The organism is Sphingobacterium sp. PCS056 (assembly GCF_023273895.1).
Taxonomy (GTDB): domain Bacteria; phylum Bacteroidota; class Bacteroidia; order Sphingobacteriales; family Sphingobacteriaceae; genus Sphingobacterium.
Genome location: NZ_CP096883.1, coordinates 2,240,603 through 2,263,182 on the forward strand (window position 1 = coordinate 2,240,603; position 22,580 = coordinate 2,263,182).

Annotated in this window: 23 protein-coding genes and 2 tRNA genes; 11 read left to right on the forward strand and 14 right to left on the reverse strand. The window is 35.6% G+C overall.

Annotated features, from left to right (window positions below; all coding sequences use genetic code 11):
* Window positions 1-56 precede the first annotated feature (56 nt).
* The gene (locus MUB18_RS09220; RefSeq protein WP_248755706.1) at window positions 57-2,507 is read left to right on the forward strand and encodes a TonB-dependent receptor domain-containing protein; all 2,451 of its coding nucleotides are present in this window, start codon (window positions 57-59) and stop codon (window positions 2,505-2,507) included.
* Between the two features lie 57 nt (window positions 2,508-2,564).
* Window positions 2,565-3,371, forward strand: coding sequence for a DUF1080 domain-containing protein (locus MUB18_RS09225; protein WP_248755707.1), 807 nt, complete (start codon window positions 2,565-2,567; stop codon window positions 3,369-3,371).
* 172 nt (window positions 3,372-3,543) lie between these two features.
* On the opposite strand, the gene MUB18_RS09230 is transcribed toward MUB18_RS09225, so the two are convergent.
* Window positions 3,544-4,248 carry a YjjG family noncanonical pyrimidine nucleotidase gene (locus tag MUB18_RS09230; protein WP_248755708.1) on the reverse strand — a complete coding sequence of 235 codons (705 nt, stop codon included), beginning with the start codon at window positions 4,246-4,248 and terminating at the stop codon, window positions 3,544-3,546.
* Window positions 4,249-4,381: 133 nt separating this feature from the next.
* Here MUB18_RS09230 and MUB18_RS09235 point away from each other — a divergent pair, with 133 nt between their 5' ends.
* The 6 genes from MUB18_RS09235 to MUB18_RS09260 all read left to right on the forward strand — a co-directional run bounded on the left by MUB18_RS09235 (window position 4,382) and on the right by MUB18_RS09260 (window position 9,484).
* Window positions 4,382-5,257, forward strand: a complete 876-nt coding sequence (locus MUB18_RS09235; RefSeq protein ID WP_045754390.1) for a sensor histidine kinase — start codon at window positions 4,382-4,384, stop codon at window positions 5,255-5,257.
* Window positions 5,247-5,954 (forward strand): response regulator transcription factor, encoded by a 708-nt coding sequence (locus MUB18_RS09240; RefSeq protein ID WP_045754389.1) that lies wholly within the window; start codon window positions 5,247-5,249, stop codon window positions 5,952-5,954. The genes MUB18_RS09235 and MUB18_RS09240 overlap by 11 nt, the downstream gene beginning before the upstream one ends.
* Before the next feature lie 6 nt (window positions 5,955-5,960).
* Window positions 5,961-6,479, forward strand: coding sequence for a hypothetical protein (locus tag MUB18_RS09245; RefSeq protein WP_228115869.1), 519 nt, complete (start codon window positions 5,961-5,963; stop codon window positions 6,477-6,479).
* Window positions 6,479-7,516: a uroporphyrinogen decarboxylase gene (hemE, locus tag MUB18_RS09250; RefSeq protein WP_248755709.1), complete on the forward strand. Its 1,038-nt coding sequence runs from the start codon at window positions 6,479-6,481 to the stop codon at window positions 7,514-7,516. Before MUB18_RS09245 ends, hemE begins: the two co-directional genes overlap by 1 nt.
* A 121-nt stretch (window positions 7,517-7,637) precedes the next feature.
* Window positions 7,638-8,183 (forward strand): CopD family protein, encoded by a 546-nt coding sequence (locus MUB18_RS09255; RefSeq protein WP_094771364.1) that lies wholly within the window; start codon window positions 7,638-7,640, stop codon window positions 8,181-8,183.
* A gap of 158 nt (window positions 8,184-8,341) precedes the next feature.
* The gene (locus MUB18_RS09260) at window positions 8,342-9,484 is read left to right on the forward strand and encodes a DEAD/DEAH box helicase (RefSeq protein ID WP_045754386.1); all 1,143 of its coding nucleotides are present in this window, start codon (window positions 8,342-8,344) and stop codon (window positions 9,482-9,484) included.
* A gap of 99 nt (window positions 9,485-9,583) precedes the next feature.
* On the opposite strand, the gene MUB18_RS09265 is transcribed toward MUB18_RS09260, so the two are convergent.
* The 3 genes from MUB18_RS09265 to MUB18_RS09275 all read right to left on the reverse strand — a co-directional run bounded on the left by MUB18_RS09265 (window position 9,584) and on the right by MUB18_RS09275 (window position 10,776).
* Entirely contained in the window at window positions 9,584-10,045 is a 462-nt protein-coding gene (locus MUB18_RS09265; protein ID WP_045754385.1) for a hypothetical protein, read from the reverse strand.
* Between the two features lie 55 nt (window positions 10,046-10,100).
* On the reverse strand, window positions 10,101-10,427 hold the full coding sequence (locus MUB18_RS09270; protein WP_045754384.1) for a low molecular weight protein tyrosine phosphatase family protein: 327 nt from the start codon (window positions 10,425-10,427) through the stop codon (window positions 10,101-10,103).
* Window positions 10,428-10,488: 61 nt separating this feature from the next.
* On the reverse strand, window positions 10,489-10,776 hold the full coding sequence (locus MUB18_RS09275; RefSeq protein WP_248755711.1) for a putative quinol monooxygenase: 288 nt from the start codon (window positions 10,774-10,776) through the stop codon (window positions 10,489-10,491).
* Between the two features lie 368 nt (window positions 10,777-11,144).
* Here MUB18_RS09275 and MUB18_RS09280 point away from each other — a divergent pair, with 368 nt between their 5' ends.
* Complete coding sequence (locus tag MUB18_RS09280; protein WP_248755712.1) at window positions 11,145-12,035, forward strand: sugar phosphate isomerase/epimerase family protein; 891 nt, start codon at window positions 11,145-11,147, stop codon at window positions 12,033-12,035.
* Window positions 12,036-12,114: 79 nt separating this feature from the next.
* Here the strand turns inward: MUB18_RS09280 and MUB18_RS09285 are convergent, their stop codons facing one another.
* The 5 genes from MUB18_RS09285 to MUB18_RS09305 all read right to left on the reverse strand — a co-directional run bounded on the left by MUB18_RS09285 (window position 12,115) and on the right by MUB18_RS09305 (window position 17,250).
* Window positions 12,115-13,545, reverse strand: a complete 1,431-nt coding sequence (locus tag MUB18_RS09285; protein ID WP_248755713.1) for an NAD-dependent succinate-semialdehyde dehydrogenase — start codon at window positions 13,543-13,545, stop codon at window positions 12,115-12,117.
* Window positions 13,546-13,557: 12 nt separating this feature from the next.
* On the reverse strand, window positions 13,558-13,959 hold the full coding sequence (locus tag MUB18_RS09290; protein WP_248755714.1) for a thiol-disulfide oxidoreductase DCC family protein: 402 nt from the start codon (window positions 13,957-13,959) through the stop codon (window positions 13,558-13,560).
* Between the two features lie 53 nt (window positions 13,960-14,012).
* On the reverse strand, window positions 14,013-15,227 hold the full coding sequence (locus tag MUB18_RS09295) for a bifunctional 3,4-dihydroxy-2-butanone-4-phosphate synthase/GTP cyclohydrolase II (protein WP_045754379.1): 1,215 nt from the start codon (window positions 15,225-15,227) through the stop codon (window positions 14,013-14,015).
* Between the two features lie 77 nt (window positions 15,228-15,304).
* Window positions 15,305-16,780: an LptF/LptG family permease gene (locus tag MUB18_RS09300; RefSeq protein ID WP_045754378.1), complete on the reverse strand. Its 1,476-nt coding sequence runs from the start codon at window positions 16,778-16,780 to the stop codon at window positions 15,305-15,307.
* 92 nt (window positions 16,781-16,872) lie between these two features.
* Window positions 16,873-17,250: an START-like domain-containing protein gene (locus tag MUB18_RS09305; RefSeq protein ID WP_094771368.1), complete on the reverse strand. Its 378-nt coding sequence runs from the start codon at window positions 17,248-17,250 to the stop codon at window positions 16,873-16,875.
* 60 nt (window positions 17,251-17,310) lie between these two features.
* Between MUB18_RS09305 and MUB18_RS09310 the strand changes: the two genes are divergently transcribed.
* Window positions 17,311-17,384 (forward strand) — tRNA-Met (locus MUB18_RS09310).
* Between the two features lie 310 nt (window positions 17,385-17,694).
* Window positions 17,695-17,768, forward strand: a tRNA-Met gene (locus tag MUB18_RS09315).
* Between the two features lie 279 nt (window positions 17,769-18,047).
* Here MUB18_RS09315 and MUB18_RS09320 read toward each other — a convergent pair.
* The 5 genes from MUB18_RS09320 to MUB18_RS09340 form a co-directional block, all read right to left on the reverse strand.
* On the reverse strand, window positions 18,048-18,461 hold the full coding sequence (locus tag MUB18_RS09320) for an SRPBCC domain-containing protein (RefSeq protein ID WP_045752210.1): 414 nt from the start codon (window positions 18,459-18,461) through the stop codon (window positions 18,048-18,050).
* A 47-nt stretch (window positions 18,462-18,508) separates the two neighbouring features.
* Window positions 18,509-19,453, reverse strand: coding sequence for a hypothetical protein (locus MUB18_RS09325; RefSeq protein WP_248755715.1), 945 nt, complete (start codon window positions 19,451-19,453; stop codon window positions 18,509-18,511).
* 13 nt (window positions 19,454-19,466) lie between these two features.
* A complete protein-coding gene (locus MUB18_RS09330) occupies window positions 19,467-21,140 on the reverse strand; it encodes a hypothetical protein (protein WP_248755716.1) in 1,674 nt (557 codons plus the stop codon).
* Window positions 21,141-21,146: 6 nt separating this feature from the next.
* Window positions 21,147-21,923, reverse strand: a complete 777-nt coding sequence (locus MUB18_RS09335) for an ABC transporter ATP-binding protein (protein WP_045752213.1) — start codon at window positions 21,921-21,923, stop codon at window positions 21,147-21,149.
* 248 nt (window positions 21,924-22,171) lie between these two features.
* On the reverse strand, window positions 22,172-22,549 hold the full coding sequence (locus MUB18_RS09340) for a hypothetical protein (RefSeq protein ID WP_045752214.1): 378 nt from the start codon (window positions 22,547-22,549) through the stop codon (window positions 22,172-22,174).
* Window positions 22,550-22,580 lie beyond the last annotated feature (31 nt).

Consider the following 22,580-nt stretch of genomic DNA (forward strand, 5'->3'; position numbering starts at 1 on the left):
CGTTTTTGTTCAACAAAAAAATACATTTTTGTAAGATTACTGCTTACAATTATATTATGCTCTCTAAAAATCACACCTATTCCTTTGCTTTTTTAATCACTATTTTATTCTTTCCTATATGGGCTTTTGCTCAATCTGGTAAAATATCTGCCATACTGGTGGATGAAAAAACTGGTGCTACTGTCCATTATGCTAGTGCCTCTTTGCTTACGGGTACAGCCCAAGCTTATTTAAAAGGCACTCAATCTGACGATAATGGTGTCATTACTTTCCAAGATGTCCCAGATGGTACTTTTACCTTGCGTGTTACGTATGTTGGCTACGCTGACCTCATAAAACCTAATATTGTTGTTTCGAATGCTTCAAATTTAAATCTTGGCAAATTGATGCTCAAGTCTTCTGGTGAATTGCTAAGTGAGGTTGTGGTAGAGGGAAGGGTTCCGGCGATGCAAATTGGGATTGATCGTAAGGTATTTAATGTAGGAGAGAGCTTGGTCAGTGCAGGTGGTACTGCAACCGATTTATTGGCCAATGTACCTACATTGCAGGTCGATCAAGATGGTACGGTTAGTCTTAGAGGTTCTAATGTGAAGATATTGATCGATGGTAAGGAGTCTGCAATGGCAGGTAATGATGTGACGGCTTTATTACAGAGCTTACCGGCGAATTCCATTGATAAAGTGGAGATTATTACGAATCCTTCTTCTAAATATGATGCCGAAGGACAGACGGGCATTGTGAACATTGTCTTGAAAAAAAATATACGGACGGGTCTGAATGGTGCTGTTAATGCTTCGGCAGGTTCTTATGATAACTACATGGCTGGTCTGACCCTTAATTATCGGGACAAGAAGTTTAATTATTTTGGAAGCTATAATTTTAACCGCCGTAATATGGTGGGTAGCGGTAAGGTGGATAACACTTTATTAGATAATAATAGTCGCATCTATAATGAATCTGAGTCTTCTCGTAAAGGGAAGGGACATAATGTTAAAGCGGGAGTGGATTATAACATAACGGATCATACTACCGTGGGGCTTTCTGGTAATATGAGCATCCGTAATAATGACCGTTCTGAAGATCTGAATTATCAATATTTCAATCACCCTACACTTATAGGTACTAGTAATCGTACTTCACGTCAATTTGAAGATGACTTTGCGTACGACTTGAATTTTGATTTTAGACATCAATTTAAACGATCTGGTGAAGAATTGACGGCTAATGCTAGCTACGGAAATGATAAAGAGGATGGAACAAATGATTTCGTACAAGAGTTTAGTGGTCCCACTCTGGGTAGTGGTCGTAAAAATGTGACTTCTGAAAACGGAAAGGTGATCAACTTACAAGCTGATTATGTTTTACCTTTTTCTGAGACCAGTAAGTTTGAAGCTGGATACCGGACGCAGATCAGAAAATCTTTTGATACGCAGTTTTCAGATACGTTGGTTGTAAGTAATGGGGATTATCTGCCCGATTATAAGATCAGTAATGATTTTGACTTTACAAGTACCGTTCATGCTTTATATGTGAATTATCAGAATAAATTAAGCAAAAGGATTGGTTATCAATTGGGATTACGTGGCGAGCAGTTTGAATTAAAATCAACTTACTTTTCAAAGGATCCTGACGTACTTGATAAAGAAACAAATGCTAATCAGGATTTCTTTCGCTTGTACCCGACTGTTTTCTTGACGTACGATCTGGATGATAATGGTGATAATAAGTTGCAGTTGAGTTATTCTAGAAGAGTGCAGCGCGCCAGAGGGTGGCAGATCAATCCATTTCCTGATGTGACCGATAATATGAACCAACGCCAGGGTAATCCAAATCTGAAACCTGAAGATGTACATGCTTTTGAGTTAAGCTATGCAAAAACTTTTGGTAAAGTAAACTTGGTCAGTTCAGCATATTTTAACCATACCAATGAAGTGATTCAACCTTACGTATTCTTTGTGGATTCAAATAGTGTGACTTACAGTAAATGGGAAAATTTAACAAGCCGTAATTTATCTGGTCTTGAATTTATTGCTAAAGTAAATGCAACAAAAGATTTTGATTTTACATTCAACCTGAACTTGATCAATACCAATTTTAAAGCGAATGACTTGTACCAGTTGCCCAGTAGGAAGGGATTTTCTTATAATTCTAATTTAACCATGAACTATAGGATGACACCAACATTTTCTGCACAGGTTAGAGGCGAATATAATTCTTCTCGAGTAATGGCTCAAGGTAAGATGAATGCGATGAAAGGTATAGATGTAGCTTTGAAAAAAGACGTCTTTAATAAGAAAGCTTCTGTTATGCTGAATGTACGTGATGTATTTAATTCTAGAAAAATGGAAGGGTATACGGAGACACCGAAGTTGATTTCTAATTTTGAAAGACGCTGGATGAAAAGGATGGTTACTTTGTCAGTTTCGTATCGATTCGGAGGCCAGGATTTAACAAAGTCTAAGAAAAAGGAGACCAATACAAATGAAATATCCGGAGAAGAATATTAAGATATATTCTTGATTCCGATGATTTTTTTTTAAATTTAATCCATATAAATACTAGATATGAAATTAAGAACAATCGTTTTAGCAGCTACTATGCTCGCGGGTACTGCAAGTGTGGGTACTGCTGTCGCACAACAGAAGAAAGAAGTCCCTGCATATAAGGTTTTGGATCTACCAAAGGTAGATTTGAAAAATTTTAAAAAAAATAAGCAAGGTGCATATATCATTTTCGACGGTACTTCCATGACCGGATGGAGAGGTTATAATAAAACCGTAGTTCCTAAAAAATGGACTGTTGATGAGGGTGCCATAAAATTTGATAGTAAGGCAAATGTTGGAAATGATGAAGGTGGAGATTTAATTTTCGCACACGATTTTAAAAATTTCGAATTGGAGTTGGAGTGGAAAGTTGCGAAGGGGGCTAATTCGGGTATTTTCTTTTTAGCGAAAGAAATTGAAGGTCAACCGATCTATATTTCAAGCCCTGAATGTCAAGTGCTGGATAATGAAAATCATCCTGATGCGAAGATGGGTGTGGATGGTAATCGTAAATCAACATCTTTGTATGACATGATTCCGGCGAAGCCACAAAATGGCAAGCCATTTGGTGAGTGGAACAAAGTGAAAATCGTTGTGAACAATGGCAAAGTTGAACATTGGCAGAATGGTGTCAAAGTGGTCACCTACACACTTTGGGATCAATCTTGGATTGATTTATTGCAGAAAAGTAAATTTAGTGAATCAAAATGGCCTTTGGCGTATGAGCTCTTGAAAAATGTTGGTGGTAAAACCAAATCAGGTGTGATTGGATTCCAAGATCATGGTGATGATGTTTGGTTTAAAAATATTACCGTAAAAAAACTATAATCTCATTTTAGATATAAACAAAGAGCGAGCTTAATTTTTAAGCTCGCTCTTTGTTTATATCATTTTGCGTTTCTATATTAAGATCGAGTAAGGCTGGCCATGCTGGTCGCTATTTCACTCTTTTGATTGCTATAACCGTTTTCGGAAACGAATGATAGGTGGTCAATCCTTGCTAGAGGATTTCTTGTAGTTCTTTAAGATTATGGATCATATGGTTGATATCCTGTGGTTTTTCAATTTGTGTTGGATTGAAGAATATCGCGTCCATTCCTACATGCATAGCTCCGCGAACATCGGCATCGATATTATCACCGATCATGAGGGAATGATCAGTTTTTGCATGGGCTTTATCTAGTGCATAATTGAATATTCTGGGATCCGGTTTATTGACTCCCACCACTTCCGATATGAATATGTTTTTAAAGTATTTATGAAGATCACTTGTTGCAAGTTTTACTTCACAAGCTTCTTTGAAGCCATTTGATATCAAGTGTAAGTTATAATTATTATACAGATAGCTTAATGTTTCATGTGCATGAGGAAATAGATTTGTCTTTTGCGGACAGATCAATAAATATTCTTCCTCAAAATCATTTGGGAAAAGGGAAGGGTCTACACCAAGCTGTGTGAAGGTGTCTGCAAATCGCGCACGGCGCAGTTCTGCTTTATCGATTTTACCGTGATGGTATAAGTCCCATAGTCGATGATTATTGATCGTATAGGTCTTAATAAATGTCGTAGAGGATTCTTGTTGAAAGAGTTGATCAAATTGGTAGTGGTAATAGAGTTCATCCAATGTCTCTTCCGCATTTTTGTCAAAATCCCAAATGGTATGATCTAAATCGAAGAATATATCTTTTTTTTCTTGTTGAAACATAGTACAAATATAGGGTAAAAGGACTGATTGCAAGAAATATCGAAAATTCGATTTTCCTCTTAGTGTCATAAAGTCTAACACATTTTTTTATACCTCCCATTATCGTTATTTTTGTTCCGTTGCAATATATCGTATGAAAAAAGCACTTGTTTTATTTTATTTTCTAGTATTTTATGCGACTTCTCAGTTGATATGGTGGGGGGTTATGCTTGCTCGATTTCAACCTGAAAGAAAGTCGATGATTATTGGTGAGGGTATTTTTTTCTTACTGATCTTTTTGTGGGGAGCTTTGCGATTAAAAAAGCTTTTTGTACGTGAGCAGAAGTTACAGCAACAGCAGCAGAACTTTTTGCTGGCGATAACGCATGAACTTAAATCTCCATTGGCTTCTGTAAAATTGTACATTCAGACCATTTTGAAAAGAGATCTGGATAAAGAACAGCAACAGGTTTTTTTGACAAATTCTTTGAAAGATATCGAACGACTGGACGATTTGGTTGAAAATGTGCTGATCACAACAAAACTTGAAAGCCGTAACTATAATCTTCCTAAGGAGAAGTTTAACTTAACTGAATTAGTCGAACAGATTGTCGACCGTCTTCAAAAGAATGCTTGTAGAACACAGGTGCTGAAGCCGAAATTGGATGCTGATATTATGTTGTATGCTGATAAATTTGCTATTAGTAATGTGGTGACTAATTTGATCGAAAATGCCATTAAATATTCTCCTCCATGTGCCAATGTTGTTGTCAAATTGACAAATGAGGCTCAAGGAATTATTTTTTCTGTTTCTGATCACGGAATTGGTATCAGTGATGCGGAGAAAAAACTTATCTTTAATAAATTTTATCGTGTTGGAAGTGAAGCAACACGTAAAACTAAAGGTACTGGTTTGGGGTTGTATATAGTGAAGACGGTTTTGCAAAAGCATAACGCGTCTATTAAGGTAAAAGATAACACTCCTTCGGGGAGTATTTTTGAAGTAACATTTGATAAAAATGCAAAGTAAACAACGCATACTACTCGTAGAGGACGAAGAACACTTGTTAGAGGCTATCAAGTTGAATTTGGAGTTAGAAGGTTACCGTGTGACAACAGCTACAGACGGAAAAAAGGCTTTGAAAATATTCAAGGAAGAACGTTTTAATTTAATTATCTTGGATGTTATGATCCCTGAGATCGATGGATTCCAAGTGGCCGAAACTATTCGACTTCAAAATACGGAAGTCCCTATTATGTTTTTAACAGCTAAAAACAGTAGTGAAGATCGTATCACAGGTCTTAAAAAAGGGGCTGATGATTATTTAATCAAACCTTTTAATCTGGAAGAGCTTATTCTTCGGGTGGGTAATTTGGTTAGAAGAAGTTTGAAGCCAGATGATCTGAAAGAGATTAACTCTTACCAAATCGGTGATAAGACCATTTATTTTAATTCCTATGAGTTGCACCATGCAGATGGTACGATTACATCATTGACCAAAAAAGAAACGATGTTGTTGAAGCTGTTAATCGAGCGTCGCAACGAAGCTGTTTCTCGTGAACAAATATTAGAAACGGTCTGGAATTATGATGTTTATCCGTCGACTCGTACTATCGACAATTTCATATTGACTTTCCGTAAATATTTTGAACCTGATCAAAAGCATCCTATTTATTTCCATTCCATTCGTGGCGTTGGATATAAATTTACGGACAATAACCACTAGTACTCTATGATGACATTTAAGGCTCGCGTAGCTGTTATTATTATTGCATTATTGTTAATTGGTTATGGTGTATATGCGGGACATTATCAGACTTCGATCCTCATAGCTGGGGGAGTTTGTTATCTTGTTTGGAGCCATCTACGTGAGAGTTCTGTTGCGATGGCTAGTGATTCTTTTCATAAGCAGAATTATGCTAAAGCAAAAGCATTACTGGCTGAAGTGAAGAATCCGGATCGATTGCGAAAAGGCCGTCGTAATATTTATGAATATATGATGGGTACTATTTCTTTACATGAAGATCGGATCGATGAGGCAGAATATCATTTTCAGCTAGCATCTCGATTGCCATGGAAAAAGGATAATGAAAAGGGAATGATCTTGATCAATTTGTCCAATATCAGTTTAAGAAAGGAAGAGTATGAACGTGCTCAGACGTATATTGATGTTGCTAAAAAGTTGAACTTGACCGAGCGCCAAGCTAGTATAATTGGTAAAATACAAAACGAAATTTCAAAACATATATAGTGATTACTACTTTACAAAACGATTTATTGATTAGAGCTGCGCTTTCGCAGCAAACTGAACGCCCACCTGTATGGATGATGCGTCAAGCAGGAAGATTTATGCCAGAGTATTGGGCAATAAAAAATAAATATTCCTTTTTGGAAATGTGCAAAACTCCAGAGATTGCTGCAGATGTAACCATGTTACCTGTTGATCTATTAGGAATTGATGCCGCAATCTTGTTTTCGGATATCTTGGTTACAGCGGAAGCAATGGGGGGAGATTTAAGTTTTGAACAAGGGGTTGGTCCTCGTTTTGCAAATCCAGTACGTTCATTTGCGGATGCGGATAAATTAGCGACGGATTGTCTACCTAAATTGGAATACGTTGCTGATGCTATTAAAGTTATTCAACAGCGTTTGAATGGAAGTATACCGCTCATTGGTTTTGCTGGTGCACCGTTTACTATTTTAAGTTACTTGGTCGAGGGTGCGTCTTCAAAAGATTTTAAGCTGACTAAGTTAATGTTGAATAATGAACCAAAATTGGCTCACACTATTCTTCAAAAGATTGCTGATGTAACGGTTGAATATTTAAATATGCAAATCGCTGCTGGTGTAAATACTGTTCAGCTTTTTGATAGCTGGGCTTTGGCATTATCTTGGAACGATTACAAAGAGTTTGCTCATTATTATAATAATCAAATCATCTCGAGATTGAATCGTCAAGATGTTCCTGTAATTTCTTTCTGTAAAGGTTCTTCTGTCTTTGCTCCAATTATGGCTGAAGCAAAACCAGATGTAATTTCTGTAGATTGGAATGCTGATCTGAAAAATATCAAACAATCTTTACCTGCTGGTATTGCGGTTCAGGGAAACTTAGATCCGTTTGTACTATATGCGGATAAAAAAGTGATTAAGGATAAGATTCTTCAATTATTTGAACGTATGCGTGGTGAAAATGGCTTTATTTTTAATTTAGGTCATGGAATCATGCCTGATATCCCTTTTGATCATGTAAAATATGCAATTGAGGTTGTTAAGGAATTTAGATACTAACAACAGGCAATTACTACACAAAACAAGGAACAAATTTTTTGTTCCTTGTTTTGTTTAAAGACTGTGAACTTTTTTAAGCAATAAAAATATTCGACTATATTTGTCTTAATTTTATACGACCATGGTGTACTTATACGCTAAAGCAATTCATATTATATTTGTCATTTGTTGGATGGCAGGCTTATTTTATATGCCTCGCTTATTTATCTACCATACCGAAGCAAAAGATCAATCCAAAGAAGCCTATCATGTCTTGCATAAACAGTTTTCCATTATGGAAAATCGACTGTGGTGGGTAATCACGACTCCTGCGATGTATATCACTGTGATTTCAGCTTTAGTGATGTTGTATATAAATCCTGGATTATTACAGATGGGATGGATGCAGGTCAAACTCCTATTTGTTGCCGGTATGATCGTTTATCATTTTGTCAGCCAACGCATGATGTTCAATCTAAGAGATGAAAAATCAACGCTGAGCTCTTCAAAACTTAGAATGTGGAATGAAGTATCAACTGTTCTATTGTTTTCTATTGTCTTTACGGTAGTTCTTAAATCAGCATTAAATTGGATCTATGGTGTTGTTGGCCTGATATCGTTAGCGATTTTATTGATGGTTCTCATTAAAGCTTATAAAAAATACCGTATTTCAAAGGGAGATAAATAAAACCCATGTCCGGTCTAGGTTAATTTGTAACGTGTTGAACATTACCCACCTACTTTAAAAATAAAAAGTATTTGTACTTCATCTTCTCTATTGATACCTGCTCCGTAACTTTTGAGAATAAATAATAGTGTACATTTGCAAGTAAATAAAACGTTTTTATGTCATTTGAGTCTTTAGGATTATCACACAATATCATTAGTTCTGTTAAACAGTTGGGTTATCTAAAACCTTTTCCAATTCAAGAACAAGCCATTCCAGTCATCTTATCAGGTAAAGATCTGATGGGAATCGCGCAGACAGGTTCTGGAAAAACTGCATGTTTTGTGATGCCTATTTTAGAGAAATTGCAAGTTGAGGTTGTTAAACGTGACCGAAATATTGAAATATTAGTTCTAGTTCCTACACGTGAATTGGCGATTCAGATTGATGAAGTTTTTAGAGCTTTCACCACGAATTTGAAACGCGAAATCAAAACGATGGCGGTATATGGTGGTGTATCTATCAATCCACAGATGAAGGGTATGCTTGGGGTTGAAGTTTTGACCGCTACTCCTGGTCGATTGCTAGATCTCATTAATAGTAAAGCATTGAGCATTAGTCATATTCAGCATCTTGTTATTGATGAGGCTGATAAAATGTTTCAATTGGGGTTTGAGGATGAGCTGAAACAACTTTTAGCTTTAATGCCTCAGAAAAAACAAACAACTTTATTCTCCGCAACGTTAAATGATAAAATAGCAGAAATCAATCAACTTCTTGGAATTAAACCTGTGGTGATAGAGATTGCAAGTGAAGAGGCAAATATTGACCATATCGATCAGATTGCTTATCATGTCACTGCCGAATCTAAAGGTCCATTTTTACGCTATCTGATCAAAGAGAACAAGATGACTCAGGTTTTGGTCTTTGTCTCTTCTACACGTACAGCAGATAAGCTAGTGGATAAATTGTTGAAAAATAAAATTAGAGCTATCTCGATACATGGTCAAAAATCACAAGGGAGTAGAAGAGATCATCTTGACTATTTTAAAAAGGGTGATGTCCAAGTTCTCGTGGCTACAGATTTAATCGGTCGTGGAATTCATATTGACGGCTTACCTGTTGTCATTAATTTCGAATTACCTCGCTCTCCTTTGGACTATGTACATCGTATCGGTAGAACAGGTCGTGCAAATGATGTCGGTACCGCCATTACACTATTGACAGATGAGGATTTACATCATTTTTCTGTTATCCAAAAGAAAATGGGTAAAACGGTAGCGATCAAATCTACTGAGGATGTGAATTTGCATGGATATTAATCGATTTTGTTAACCCACTTCCTAGTGGGTTAACTGTTTTTGGTGCTTTTGCATCTTCGCATGTTGAGAACTACGCTACATGTTTTATGCGTTTAAAAATCAAAAATAAGGTTGTTCGATTTCGTTGAATACAAAATTGGTACTGTCGTAGTTGATGGAAACATCGGGGGCATAATAGGGGATATCCATAAAACTCATGACAGCACCCGAGCCTAGTTTTAAGGTCTTTCCTTTCTGTAGCAATGCAAATGGTTTTCTTTTTTTTACTCCACCACTATTTGGCATGTAAAAATAGTCTCCAAGTAATGTGTCGCCTAAAATATTTCCTCTGATTTCACCCGAGTCTTTAGCGCTATTTCCGTATTTTACGATATATTGCCCATAAAAATAATTTTCGCGTTTGGTAATTTTCAGGTATGCCGTGTCTCTTTTTGAAATTGCTAAATAGTGTTTCGAAGGGTAATCTACTGTATTGGAATGGCAACTTATGGCCAATAGTATGATGCTCAGACAGAAGTATCTTAAAATTAGCTTGGCTGAGATCTTATCAATATGTAACATGCAAATTTATAAATGGTGTGTATATGATCGTTGTATTTTTAAAGCTATACACTGATCATTCTGATATATAGTATGAAACTGAATTTTGTATTTCTTCGATTAACTCTTGATCCATGTACTTGTATTCATCTGCTATGTCCAAAATTATTATTTCTAAATCTTTAGTTTCATTTGGAAATTGTTGTATTAATTTTTCTTTATGATGCTTTTCCATAGCAAATACAAGGTCAGCCCATAAAAGCTGTTTTCCATTTACTTTAATTCGGGCATTATTTTCTGTACCAGCCGATTTTGCTCGTATTGTTTTATGTTTCTTATAAATGGTTTCTGCTGTTAAACTTCTCCAGCGGTTGCGGCTACAAATAAATAATACATTTTGCATTTACATTTCTAAGTTTTTTTAAGCAGAAGATTTAATTATTTTAATAATCTCCTGCGGAATTTTAAATTAAGGTCGTTTTTATTACATTGGGTTGATCGGCTAATAGTGTTCCATAGTTAGGTCCAAAATTTTTGATGTATGGTTGTTCGTTGTGTGCATCTAAACCTGCTTGATCTGTCCATATTTCATAAAACGTAAATACATTTGGATCTTCTATACCTTGATGTAGATTGTAAAGCTCGGCTGCGGGCTCTAGTCTTGTTAAACGGACCATTTCTAGTAAGATTGTTTTGATCTCCTCACGATGTGCTTCTTTTACTCGTAATACTACTGTTAAATAAATTTTCATTGTTTTAGATATGATATAAATAAGTTGTACATGATATATTGTTTATTTTTTGATGTTACACAGATTGTGTTTTACTATTGTCTTGACCAATGTAGATACTAACCCAATTTAGTTTTTTACCTGTGCATATTATATCAAAAATATCGTTTATTCCTATCTTCTAAAATAGGATTTTTTTAATAGCTAAACCAATTGTACTTGCATTGTTATCTAAAATTTAGGTGCTCTTGTTGGATCTTTTTGAAATAATGTATAATATTACATTTAATCTTCCAAATGATTATAAAGCTAGATCGAGAATATTTAACATATTTTACTACAGCTTTATTATCGAATAAGAAGGAAGTCTTATTTTTAGAATAATCTTTATGAAGAAATTGAAATTTTTAGTTGCTGTTCTATTGGTGACAGGATCTAGTCTATGTGGATTTGAGAGTGTTGCACAAACATTGAAAAAGAAAGATATAGGCTTACAATTGTATTCTGTTAGAAGTCAGATCAAAAACGATACGGACTATTTTCCTGTATTGAAAAAGTTATCCGCTATGGGCTATACTGCAGTTGAGGCGGCAGGTTTTAGTGACGGAAAATTTTATAATAACTCACCGCAGGAATTTAAGAGTAAAGTGGAGAAAGCAGGGATGAAAGTGATTTCATCGCATGCTACAAGAAATCTTTCAAAAGAAGAATTGGCTACTGGTGATTTTTCTAAAGCTTTGGAGTGGTGGGTTAAGGCGATAGAGGCGCATAAGGCTGCTGGGATGCAATATATTGTTACTCCTTGGATGGAAGTTCCAAAGACAATAAAAGATCTGGATACACAGTGTAAATACTTAAATGAGGTGGGTAAACTATGTCGCCAGCATGGGATCAAGTATGGGTATCATAATCATGCTCATGAATTTCAAAAAGTGGAAGATAAAGTGATCATGTTAGATTATATGATTGAACATACTAATCCTGAAGATGTATTTTTTGAAATGGATGTGTATTGGACGGTTATCGGTAAATCTAGTCCTGTCGATTATTTCAATAAATATCCAGGACGATTTACGGCACTTCATATAAAAGATCACCGTGAAATCGGTCAAAGTGGAATGGTCGGATTTGATGCGATCTTTAAAAATGCTAAAACTGCTGGAGTGAAACATATTTTTGTTGAACTTGAAGAAGTAACGGTTGATCTGGATAAAGGTCTCAAAGAAAGTATTGATTATCTTTTAGCTGCTCCGTATGTTCAAACAAGTTATTCTAAATAATTACTCGGATTAGATGAGTAAGATTTTATAAAAAAGCACGAGCGAATCACTCGTGCTTTTTTTTATATCAAATGATTTATTATTCGCCGAAGCAGAGGTATTTTAGCTCCATATATTCGTCTAGTCCATGTTTGGATCCCTCTCGGCCGACTCCTGATTCTTTTACTCCTCCAAATGGAGCTGCAGCATTTGAAATCAATCCGGTATTGATACCGACCATTCCAGCTTCTAGTTGTTCAGAAACGCGGAAACAACGATTTACATTTTGTGAATAAAAATAGGAGGCTAAACCAAATGGGGTATCATTGGCCAACTGGATAACTTGTTCTTCAGTGGTAAATTTAAACAGAGCACACACGGGGCCAAATGTCTCTTCTTGTGCTATAAGGGCATCATGGGATAGATCTGTCAATACCGTTGGTTCAAAGAAAAGTCCTTTCTGAGGTTTTCCACCTGTTGCAATTTTTCCACCATGTTTAACGGCATCTTCAATATGGTGTTTGACTTTTTCAAGTCCTTTGCTATTGATGAGCGGACCAACTTCAACTCCTTTATCCAATCCATCGCCTACTTTCAGTTTTTTTACGGCTTCAGTAAGTTTTTGAGCAAAGGTATCGTAGATATTTTCTTGGATATAAAAGCGATTGATCGATACACAGGTTTGTCCTGAATTTCGAAATTTACCAGCTATAGCTCCTTTTACTGCAGCTTCGATATCAGCATCTTCAAATACGATAAATGGGGCGTTGCCACCCAGTTCCATCGATACCTTTTTGATGTTAGAAGCAGCTTGTGTTATTAGTGTTTTTCCAACTTCTGTCGAACCGGTAAATGATAATTTTCTGATCACAGAATTGGTTGCCAGCTCTTTTCCAAATCCAGCGCTATCTTTACTGGTGACCACATTGAAAACACCTTTTGGTATACCGGCTTCTTCGGCTAATTTTGCTAGGGCAATTGCTGAAAATGGCGTTTGTGAGGCTGGTTTTAGAATAATGGTACAACCTGCTGCTAATGCCGGAGCTACCTTACGTGTAATCATGGCTACAGGAAAATTCCACGGGGTAATGGCTGCGACCACGCCAATACCTTGTTTGATCGTCATCAGTCTATTTCCATTTTGAGCCAATGGTAGTGTCTCTCCATAAGCGCGTTTGCCTTCTTCAGCAAACCACTCGACAAATGAATTACCATAGTCGACTTCGGTCAACGATTCCTTTAATGGTTTACCGCTTTCGAGTGTTATTATTTCAGCTAAGTGCTCCTTATTTTGTAAAATAAGTTCGTACCACTTTCGAATGAGGGAGCTACGTTCGGCAGCTGATGTTTTACGCCACGATGTCCAGGCTGCTTCTGCTGCGGCTATCGCTTTCTGGCACGCAGCAATTTCAAGATCTGGAACGGTATCAATGACTTTTCCTGTGGAAGGATTGACGACATCGAATGTCTTTTTATCGGAAATGAATTTTCCATTTATATATGCTTGATTAAGCAATAAGGGATTTTTCATCGTTTATTAATTTTATGAAATGAATTTTTTTCGATTTTGCTCAGTAGGTATTTCACAATGATCCTTTTTGCCAAACCATCGATATCTATTTTTTGCTATATAATCATAACAACAGTCTCGCCAAGATGTTGGGAGATACTTGAAAATGCCCATTAATTTATAGGGATATCCTAAATCTTGGGCAATATAAAGAGCTGCGGTACTTTTTATTAAAATTTCTTGGTTTCTAACGTAAACTATCGAGTCTATATTTGAGGGAAGCCTGTGAATGAAACTTTGCCCCAGTTTTGACTGCAGTGTAGCAAATCTAAACTGATCCTTCTTATCATTATGAATGATAAAATTGACGGTGCTATTGCAAAAATTGCAAACTCCATCAAATAAAATAAGCTGTTTGATATCTTGTTTTATCATTTGATGTAATAAAATAAAAGGGAGAACTTACGAACTCCCTTTTACAAGTATGATTATAGATTCTTCATAATGGTATGACCCATTCGATCTCTTTTTGTTTTTAAATAGACCTCGTTAAAAGGGTTTGATTTGATTTCAATCGCAACATTTTCAACGATCTCTAATCCATATCCAACTAAACCAGCTCTTTTGGATGGGTTGTTAGACATTAGGCGCATTTTTGTTACGCCAAGACTACGTAATATTTGAGCTCCTACTCCATAATCTCTTAGATCGGCTTTGAATCCGAGTTGAATATTAGCATCTACGGTATCGACTCCAGTTTCTTGAAGTTTGTAGGCTTGCAATTTATTCACTAGACCGATGCCACGACCTTCTTGGTTCATGTAAACGATGACTCCTTTTCCTTCTTGTTGGATCATTTCCATGGCTTTGTGTAATTGTGGTCCACAATCACAACGGCAAGAACCAAAGATATCTCCCGTAAGGCAAGAGCTGTGTACACGTACAAGAATGGGTTCATCTTCATTCCACTCACCTTTGTAAAGCGCTAAATGATGCTCACCTGTATCCTTTTGTGTATAAGCTTTTAATTTGAAATCGCCAAATGCTGTTGGCATATCCACTTTCACCTCTTCGACGATAAGTGAATCATGCTTTAGACGGTATTCGATCAAATCTTCAATGCTGATGATTTTTAAATCGAATCTTTTAGCTACTTCCATTAATTCTGGAAGTCGAGCCATTTCACCGTCTTCTTTTAAAATTTCAACCAATACCCCGGCAGGTTCAAAACCGGCAAGGCGCGCTAAGTCTACCGTAGCTTCGGTATGACCGGTACGGCGCAATACGCCACCATCTTTGGCAATTAATGGAAAAATGTGTCCAGGACGTCCTAATTCGACAGGATCTATATTGGGGTCAATAAGTGCTTTTATTGTTTTTGAACGATCTGATGCTGAAATACCTGTTGTACAACCATATCCTTGTAAATCGACAGAAACGGTAAAGTTTGTTTCGTATACAGCGGTATTCTTTCCAACCATCAGCTCAAGTTGCAGTTCCTCACAACGTTCTCTCGTCAACGGCGCGCACACTAATCCTCTACCATGCGTAGCCATAAAATTAATTATTTCTGGTGTAGCATTTCTTGCTGCTGTTACAAAATCACCTTCATTTTCGCGGTCTTCATCATCTACGACAATGATCACTTTGCCCGCTTTTATATCTTCGATTGCTTCTTCAATCGTATTTAATTTGAAATCCATGGATATCTTAAATGTATATATGCAAAGTTAGTATAGAATTCTATTTTATTTATAATGTATAAGTCAAAATGAGCTTATTATTGCGCTTTTGCCTTTTTCTTGCTCATCTTACTTTTGATCCAATTGAAGCCGGCTTCAGCTTTTAACTTATACTGGTCGATATCAAATAGTGCCGAATCTGTTGTGGATTTGTAAGTTAGGAATCCTGCCAATGGAGATAATACGATAATCGCCATCCACATTCCCAGAATAGGTGAGATGGCTCCATCTTTTGCAGACTTTTCTGCTACTGTAGAGATGATATGATATATTAAAAAGAAGATAATAGCCATGATAACCGGAAGTCCCAATCCTCCTTTTCGGATAATCGCTCCTAAAGGTGCACCAATGGCAAATAATAATAAACAGGATACTGCTAGCGTGAATTTTCGATGAAACTCAATCCGATAGCGAATATCTTTTCCATTTAAGTCTTTATAGTCAGGCAATTTATTATTCAGATCATCTTTCATGTAGTTCAACTGACTCAGTGCATTTCCTGTAATTTGTGCCCGCTGTTCAACTGGGATCACATCTTGCAATAGATCGTTGAAGGGCTTGATTTTGGCCGGTTTAATCTTTTCATTTCCTTGTCTATTGTTAAAATAAGGTGAATAGAGATTAAAACGATGATCCATCGTATTAGATAACAGGTGTTTGACACTGTCCAATTTCATTTTATTGGAGTCTGTGTACACTTTTAGTTGCTTCAAATTTAACATGGCGTGATGGCTCTTGAACAAATTTTCGTCTGTTCGTTGCATCTTATTCCATTCCATATCAAATTTTTGTTCTGTTTCTTTGAACTTGAATCTGGTGAACTGTTGACGGGGGTCATAACTTTTTGAGCTTTTAACACGTGCGTCTTCATAGCGGATCCCATCTTTGAGCTTTAGGATCATATAGCTGTTGTCGGGAGAATTGTATATAAATCCTTCTTTAGCGATTAATACGGTATTGCCGGCATTTCCACCTTGATTGTCATAAATCATTAAATCATACAGGATGGTTCCATTTTCATTTTTGCCTTTGGCGCGAATGGAATATCCTGGAATGGTGTTATTAAAAATACCGGGTTTAATGAGGAAGTCAGCCTTTTTATTGCGCACGTCATATAGCAATGAACCCATTTTCAAATTGACAATAGGTAGTATATAATCCGAAAATAGGAAGGAGCTTATGCTAAAAAAACCAACTAAGATAAAGAGGGGTGTCATGGCTTTTCTGAGTGATACTCCAGCAGCTTTGATGGCTACAAGCTCATAGCTTTCTCCCAAATTACCAAATGTCATAATGGATGACAAGAGCATAGAAAGTGGCATAGCCATAGAAATCTGAACCGCACATTGATAGCCGATTAGTTTCAGTATGACATACCATTCAAAGCCTTTTCCTATTAAATCATCGATATATTTAAATAAGAAAAGCATTAAAAGCACAAACATCACAATACAAAAAGTGACGAAAAATGGCTTTATAAAGGATTTAAGAATAAGTAAATAAATCTTTTTCATCCGATCACATGTTCCTTTCTAAAGCTTATTTTTTTTGAAGCTTCAGAGGTCTATTTTTTAAAGACCTAATTTAGATGCAAAGATATACTTTTTTATCCTCCAATTACACTTTGGAGATATTCAATTGAATTATTCCAAATCATTTTACGGTTTTCAACATCATCTTCTTTTGCGAAATCTGTAATTCGCAATGCAACATCATTTGTTAGTTCGTCTTGGTCGATCTCCAATTCGAAGTAATAAGGCTCATCTTCAAGCCATTTATAGCGTATCAGCTTATTTTCCTTAATATTGACGATTTTAGCTTTGTGACCTTCATCATCCCAAACAAATTCATACACGGATTCGCGATAATTAACATCATCAGCGAGCCATTGTGAGAGGGCATTAGGTTCTTGTAAAAATGGGAACAGAATTCTAGGTGAAGAATTTACAATATATTCTAAGTTTAATTTTATTTTTTCTGCCATATTGCATGAATATTTATTTTTTATTTATTAAAAAAAATCTATATTTGCATTCCCAAAAACGGCGGGGTAGCTCAGATGGTTAGAGCGCAGGATTCATAACCCTGAGGTCGGCAGTTCGATCCTGCTCCCCGCTACTAAACTCAAAAGCCCCTCTTTATTATTGCGTATGGGTTATACTTTTATAGTATTATATGTAATAATACATATTTATTTTGTCTTTGCAATTATTTTATAAAAAAGTTTTGGATTAAAAAAAATAAAAAATATTGCCTTTTTAGGCGGTATGTTTTTTTATCTAGTCACTTTTATTTTTTTATGATTACTATTTGTTTCATTATAAAGGAATTGCGTTTTTTTTGTGCATAAAGGCATTAAAACAATGAAAAAAAATAAAAAAAAGCTTTTTATTTGACGGGTAATTACTATATTTGCATACCGAAAAACGGCGGGGTAGCTCAGATGGTTAGAGCGCAGGATTCATAACCCTGAGGTCGGCAGTTCGATCCTGCTCCCCGCTACTAAAAGCTTCAACTTTACTTGAAGCTTTTTTTATTTTTGTCTCTTTTTCCCTTTTTATATCATTCTTAATCACTCTACAATGAAGGGATTCTATCTTAGATTTCAATATTTTTATTGATGAGGGATAGACAATAAGCCAGCGCGGTACGGTAGTATCAACTTTTGTCTTCATGAGAGTCTCTTAAAGGAGATCTAACCACTAGGGATGATCGAATTGGAGAATGTATTCAGTATACTGCTAGTGAGTCTTCATGATGAGGGGAAGCGGTATGGGTTATTTATAATTGTGATTCGACGTATTTTTTAAAATTATTAAGAATAGCTTGCCAACCTTTATGTTGCTGCTCTTCTGTATGTGTGGTCTCACTATCAAAACTTTGAACGATGGTAACTACATTTTTATTTTCGAAAAAAGTAGTGCTTACTCTTCGGTTATCTTCGAGACTGTATGAAATATGTCTTAAAGGTCTTACTTCATCGTATTGTCCTCCGAAATCAAAACTAGAGCTTTTGTCTTTTGCAGTCATATGAAAACTAAATCTGCCTCCATTTCGAAGATCATTGGTTGCTGATGTAGTTTCCCAATCATCGCTGGCCGTGTTCCATCGCATAATATGTTCAGGCAGCGTGAATAGTTTCCAAACAAACTCTAAAGGAGCATTGATATCGGCACTGACAGTTATTGTTGACATAATTTTTTTATTTATAAATTGTAAACTTCTTTAAATATAACGCTTTTTTAATCTTCGTCATAGAGCATCTCCACATCTATAGTTGTTTCTTTAATATTGAGGATACCTTTTTCATCGATTATTTTTATTAATCTCCCTGCGAAAAAATCTGCTGGAATTCCGTATGGGAGATGATAGCTAAAATAATTTGTGAATATGATGATAGGTTGTATTTTATTTATTTCTTCTGTCAGGATGTCATCATCATTGTATATAGATTTAACCATTTCTATATAAGAGTTTTGATCAGCGTAGTAGTTATTATAAAAACTAACAAATTTTTCATCGATATAATCGTTATAAAACTCGGATTTACTGACTAAAAGATGATTTGATAGCGGGTTTGGTAATTCAACTTCTGAATAAATAGTATCTTTAGTGTCGTATACGCCGCCATATAAACTGCACAATAATGGTATTTCAGGCAAGATAAAGTTTTCGACTCCAGATTTGGACTCGAACATTTTAGTGTACTTTTCTAATATTAACTCATTGTCGTTTTGATTTGGGCTATTCTTCAACAAACTTTTAAAATATTTAATAGAGAATTCACCGATCACTTTATGATTTTCTATTTCTAAAAACCGACCTAATGTATCCGTTTTGAAGATAATTTGAGAATTATTTAAGGCCATTGCATCCAAGAGTAAATCTTCTGGAACATCTTTTTTTTCTGGATTTAAATTTTCAATAATTTTCCATTCGATGCGATATCCATCTTCTAAAGAGTCTAAGACAATAAATTGTGCAATATAGGCGCGCTCTTCATGTTTTACAAGTTTGTGATCAACGCTATCCGTATTTTTTTTAATGACCTTAAATTTGAAAGTATCTCCTTGATCCCAATAAGCAATAATGGGTACATGGCGTACAGTGTCTTGCACGTTAACCTGTGCTTGCGAGGCTTGGAAAAATAATGTTATTAAAAATATAGATGTGATTATTGTTTTCATTATTATACAATTTTTAATTGTCATCAAAAGCTAAACTTTTCCAGTTTTCTTTTTTTAGGTATTTTATCATAATTAAAAATACAATCCAGGCGATAATAGCTATTGCCCAAATAATTGTTTCGTATTGGTGGATGACAATATGCAAATAACCTACAATGGCTAAGAGCCCTAATACCAAAAGATTGATCAACACTCTACTTTTCCCATTTTCTGCTGCTTGAGAAAAAGGATAGGATTTAACCAAAAAGAGCATTACGAGAACACTCTCAATACCTCCGACAGCTGTAGCTAGCAGAATGTCATTGGTGACATGTGCGCCAAAAAGTGGTACACAAATGATTAGAAATATCAGATTGAAGGGTATAAAATATTTCAGAAATGCAGATTTTAGTACTCCTGACATTAGCTCTCCAGTTTGCTGGATAGGTGCGGCATAATAGATCCATGCTGCTTTGTATTTTTCACTTTTAGTGATCAGTTGGAAGACGGTCAATACCGTAAATAACGATAGATAAAAAATCATGATATAGAGCCCTGATGTATTGACATTATCGATTCGTTCCGCAAATGTATCGTTTTTCCCTTGCAGAAATAGAAATATAAAATAGATGGGTAAATAGGCCATGGTGGGATAGAGCTGCATCTTAAATTCTCGAGATCGTGCCGTTATCAGCCAAATGATGGAAAATCCAGCTTTTTCTAGTGGACTGTTTGTGACTATTTTTTCTATTTTCTTATACAATGGAACTTTTCCTTCTGGATATTGTTGTTTTTTCTCCACTGGGTTATCTCCTCCTGCCAATTGTGCGATTTTTGAATTGAAATCTTTAGAAAATAACTGTGATGATCCTGAGATGGCTATAATGAGTAAACATATGCTGAGTGCAGAGAATGAAAGTGTAAGCGTACTGAAGTCTTGTACAAGTAGTGCTTGGAATGAAGCGATCCAGGTGCCCGGAGAAAGCCAGAGTAATTTTATATGATGGACACTGGTTTGTCCTTCTGTAAAACTTTGCATCACTCTAGGACCAATTTGATAGCCTAAAAAGATAAAAATGGAGAAAAATATTTGGATGTAATTGATGACATCTTTAAACTTTTGAATCGATAGAAACCGTAAACACAAGGAATAAAAAATATTAACAAAAAATACAGCGATCAAGGTGACGAGTATTAATTGGATCAAAAAAGTAAAAGCGGCTAAAATGTTCCAACTTGTAAACACAAAAATTAACCCAGGTAAGGACATGGCCATCAACTGTGTTGAAATCTTGATAAGCATATAAAGTACTCTTGAGAATGCTACTGTTTTATCATTGACGGGTCTTGGCAATATGATATATTGATCTTTATTGTCAAGTAAGATTGTGGAGAAATCAGTTATCAGGGATAACGATAACATGGACAAAATTAGTGTTAAAAACAATGATGTTGCGAGAAATTTGTCAGGAATGACAATAACAAATGCGAGAAACATCAACCCCATTAGGAGAAAAATAAAAAATTGAAACCATGTTGAATATTTGGATGGTTTCTTGTTTTGATTTTTTGTGAATGATGCTAAAGGGCGACGATCATCGATGATCAATTTTGTTTCTATAATTATTTTTAATTGCGCAACATCAATTCCCATATTTGTCCATAATTTGCTAAATAGCAAAATGAATTTTAACGTTAGTTTTTGCATAGGATATTAGCGGATTGCTGAAATTATATGTGATGCCTCTACACTTCCATCTTCTTTGCCCGTGAGTTTAGAAAAGATTTGTTCTAAAGATTCGGATTGGTATGTTTTCAATTGTTCAAAGGTGCCATCTGCAATGATATGCCCCTCAGAAATTAACATGATGCGGTCGGATACTTTTTCCACTACATCCATCATATGCGAACAGTAGAATATTGTTTTACCTTCTTTGGCTAAAAGGGAAATTAATTCTTTGACTATGATGACGGCATTTGCATCTAGACCAGACAAAGGCTCATCCAAGACGATGATCTGTGGATTGTGAATAATACCTGATATCAGTAACACTTTTTGACGCATACCTTTTGAAAAGGTATCCATTCTATTATTTATGTTTTGTTCGAGACCAAATGCTTTGAGCAATTGTTGAGACCTTTGTTGAATCAGTGTATTTTCCATACCGTAGAGCTGACCTACAAAATCAAGATATTCCAGGGGTGTAAGCACATCATATAGCTCTGCATTTTCGGGAACATATCCAATCTGGCTTTTTATAGCTAGTGGATTTTCTTTGATATCGATATCGTTGACCATGACTTCGCCTTCAAAATCATTGATCAATCCTGTAAGAATTTTTACTGTTGTTGATTTTCCGGCTCCATTTGGACCTATATAACCGATGACTTGACCCGGGTAGATGTCTAAGTTGATTCCTTTTAATATTTCTTTAGATCCGTAAGATTTGCGAAGATTGGAAATTCTGATGATTGGTTTGCTTACTTCCATAAAATAAATTATTATGAGCTAAAGATATAAATTCGAAAGCTAATTACATTAATTTAAGAGAGAAGTAAGGTTAGTTTTGTGAGGGGGTAGGAAGGGGGGCTCCAAATGGAACAAGATGTGCGAATAAAATAATTGATAAAAATATTATTTTATTGGTGATCGGTATATTTATTGACAATTGCTAAAAAATAACTGTTAGTCTATTTTTTAGCAATTGTTGACATATGATCTGATTTTATGGAGTTAAATTAGTCATAGTTGATCGGGTAGCCCTCATCATCTAAATCGTCTCGTAAGTCTTCTGGTGTCTCGGCCAGTAATTTATCGATTTCACTTACTTTAACTTCTCCTTCTATACGCATGCCATCTTCATCAAGTTCATCTTCTTCTAGATCTTCCAGATCAGCATACTCATCACCAACATATGGATTTGAGTTATCGTACGTCGAATCATCATCAGCTGCTCCTTCTGCAACAGTTTCATAATCACTGGGATGGTCATAGTCCGGATCATCATCATCTACATCCAAGGAAAATGATTTTTTTTCCTCGTCGTAGGCTAATTGATCGGGGTTTGAATTGTTAATATCTTCGTCTTCAGTTGTTTTATTTTTATCTATCGACATTTTATATTCTCCTTTCTGTAAAAAATAAACA

Excerpts from the sequence above, each read along its gene's own strand:
- MUB18_RS09290 (WP_248755714.1), bottom strand. The coding sequence starts at position 13,959 with ATGATAAAACAAGATATCAAACAGCTTATTTTATTTGATGGAGTTTGC.
- MUB18_RS09220 (WP_248755706.1), top strand. The coding sequence starts at position 57 with ATGCTCTCTAAAAATCACACCTATTCCTTTGCTTTTTTAATCACTATT.
- MUB18_RS09340 (WP_045752214.1), bottom strand. The coding sequence starts at position 22,549 with ATGTCGATAGATAAAAATAAAACAACTGAAGACGAAGATATTAACAAT.
- MUB18_RS09260 (WP_045754386.1), top strand. The coding sequence starts at position 8,342 with ATGTCATTTGAGTCTTTAGGATTATCACACAATATCATTAGTTCTGTT.
- MUB18_RS09325 (WP_248755715.1), bottom strand. The coding sequence starts at position 19,453 with ATGAAAACAATAATCACATCTATATTTTTAATAACATTATTTTTCCAA.
- MUB18_RS09230 (WP_248755708.1), bottom strand. The coding sequence starts at position 4,248 with ATGTTTCAACAAGAAAAAAAAGATATATTCTTCGATTTAGATCATACC.
- MUB18_RS09285 (WP_248755713.1), bottom strand. The coding sequence starts at position 13,545 with ATGAAAAATCCCTTATTGCTTAATCAAGCATATATAAATGGAAAATTC.
- MUB18_RS09335 (WP_045752213.1), bottom strand. The coding sequence starts at position 21,923 with ATGGAAGTAAGCAAACCAATCATCAGAATTTCCAATCTTCGCAAATCT.
- MUB18_RS09320 (WP_045752210.1), bottom strand. The coding sequence starts at position 18,461 with ATGTCAACAATAACTGTCAGTGCCGATATCAATGCTCCTTTAGAGTTT.
- MUB18_RS09330 (WP_248755716.1), bottom strand. The coding sequence starts at position 21,140 with ATGCAAAAACTAACGTTAAAATTCATTTTGCTATTTAGCAAATTATGG.
- MUB18_RS09270 (WP_045754384.1), bottom strand. The coding sequence starts at position 10,427 with ATGCAAAATGTATTATTTATTTGTAGCCGCAACCGCTGGAGAAGTTTA.
- MUB18_RS09300 (WP_045754378.1), bottom strand. The coding sequence starts at position 16,780 with ATGAAAAAGATTTATTTACTTATTCTTAAATCCTTTATAAAGCCATTT.
- MUB18_RS09275 (WP_248755711.1), bottom strand. The coding sequence starts at position 10,776 with ATGAAAATTTATTTAACAGTAGTATTACGAGTAAAAGAAGCACATCGT.
- MUB18_RS09255 (WP_094771364.1), top strand. The coding sequence starts at position 7,638 with ATGGTGTACTTATACGCTAAAGCAATTCATATTATATTTGTCATTTGT.
- MUB18_RS09240 (WP_045754389.1), top strand. The coding sequence starts at position 5,247 with ATGCAAAGTAAACAACGCATACTACTCGTAGAGGACGAAGAACACTTG.
- MUB18_RS09280 (WP_248755712.1), top strand. The coding sequence starts at position 11,145 with ATGAAGAAATTGAAATTTTTAGTTGCTGTTCTATTGGTGACAGGATCT.
- MUB18_RS09235 (WP_045754390.1), top strand. The coding sequence starts at position 4,382 with ATGAAAAAAGCACTTGTTTTATTTTATTTTCTAGTATTTTATGCGACT.
- MUB18_RS09305 (WP_094771368.1), bottom strand. The coding sequence starts at position 17,250 with ATGGCAGAAAAAATAAAATTAAACTTAGAATATATTGTAAATTCTTCA.
- MUB18_RS09225 (WP_248755707.1), top strand. The coding sequence starts at position 2,565 with ATGAAATTAAGAACAATCGTTTTAGCAGCTACTATGCTCGCGGGTACT.
- MUB18_RS09245 (WP_228115869.1), top strand. The coding sequence starts at position 5,961 with ATGATGACATTTAAGGCTCGCGTAGCTGTTATTATTATTGCATTATTG.
- MUB18_RS09265 (WP_045754385.1), bottom strand. The coding sequence starts at position 10,045 with ATGTTACATATTGATAAGATCTCAGCCAAGCTAATTTTAAGATACTTC.
- MUB18_RS09295 (WP_045754379.1), bottom strand. The coding sequence starts at position 15,227 with ATGGATTTCAAATTAAATACGATTGAAGAAGCAATCGAAGATATAAAA.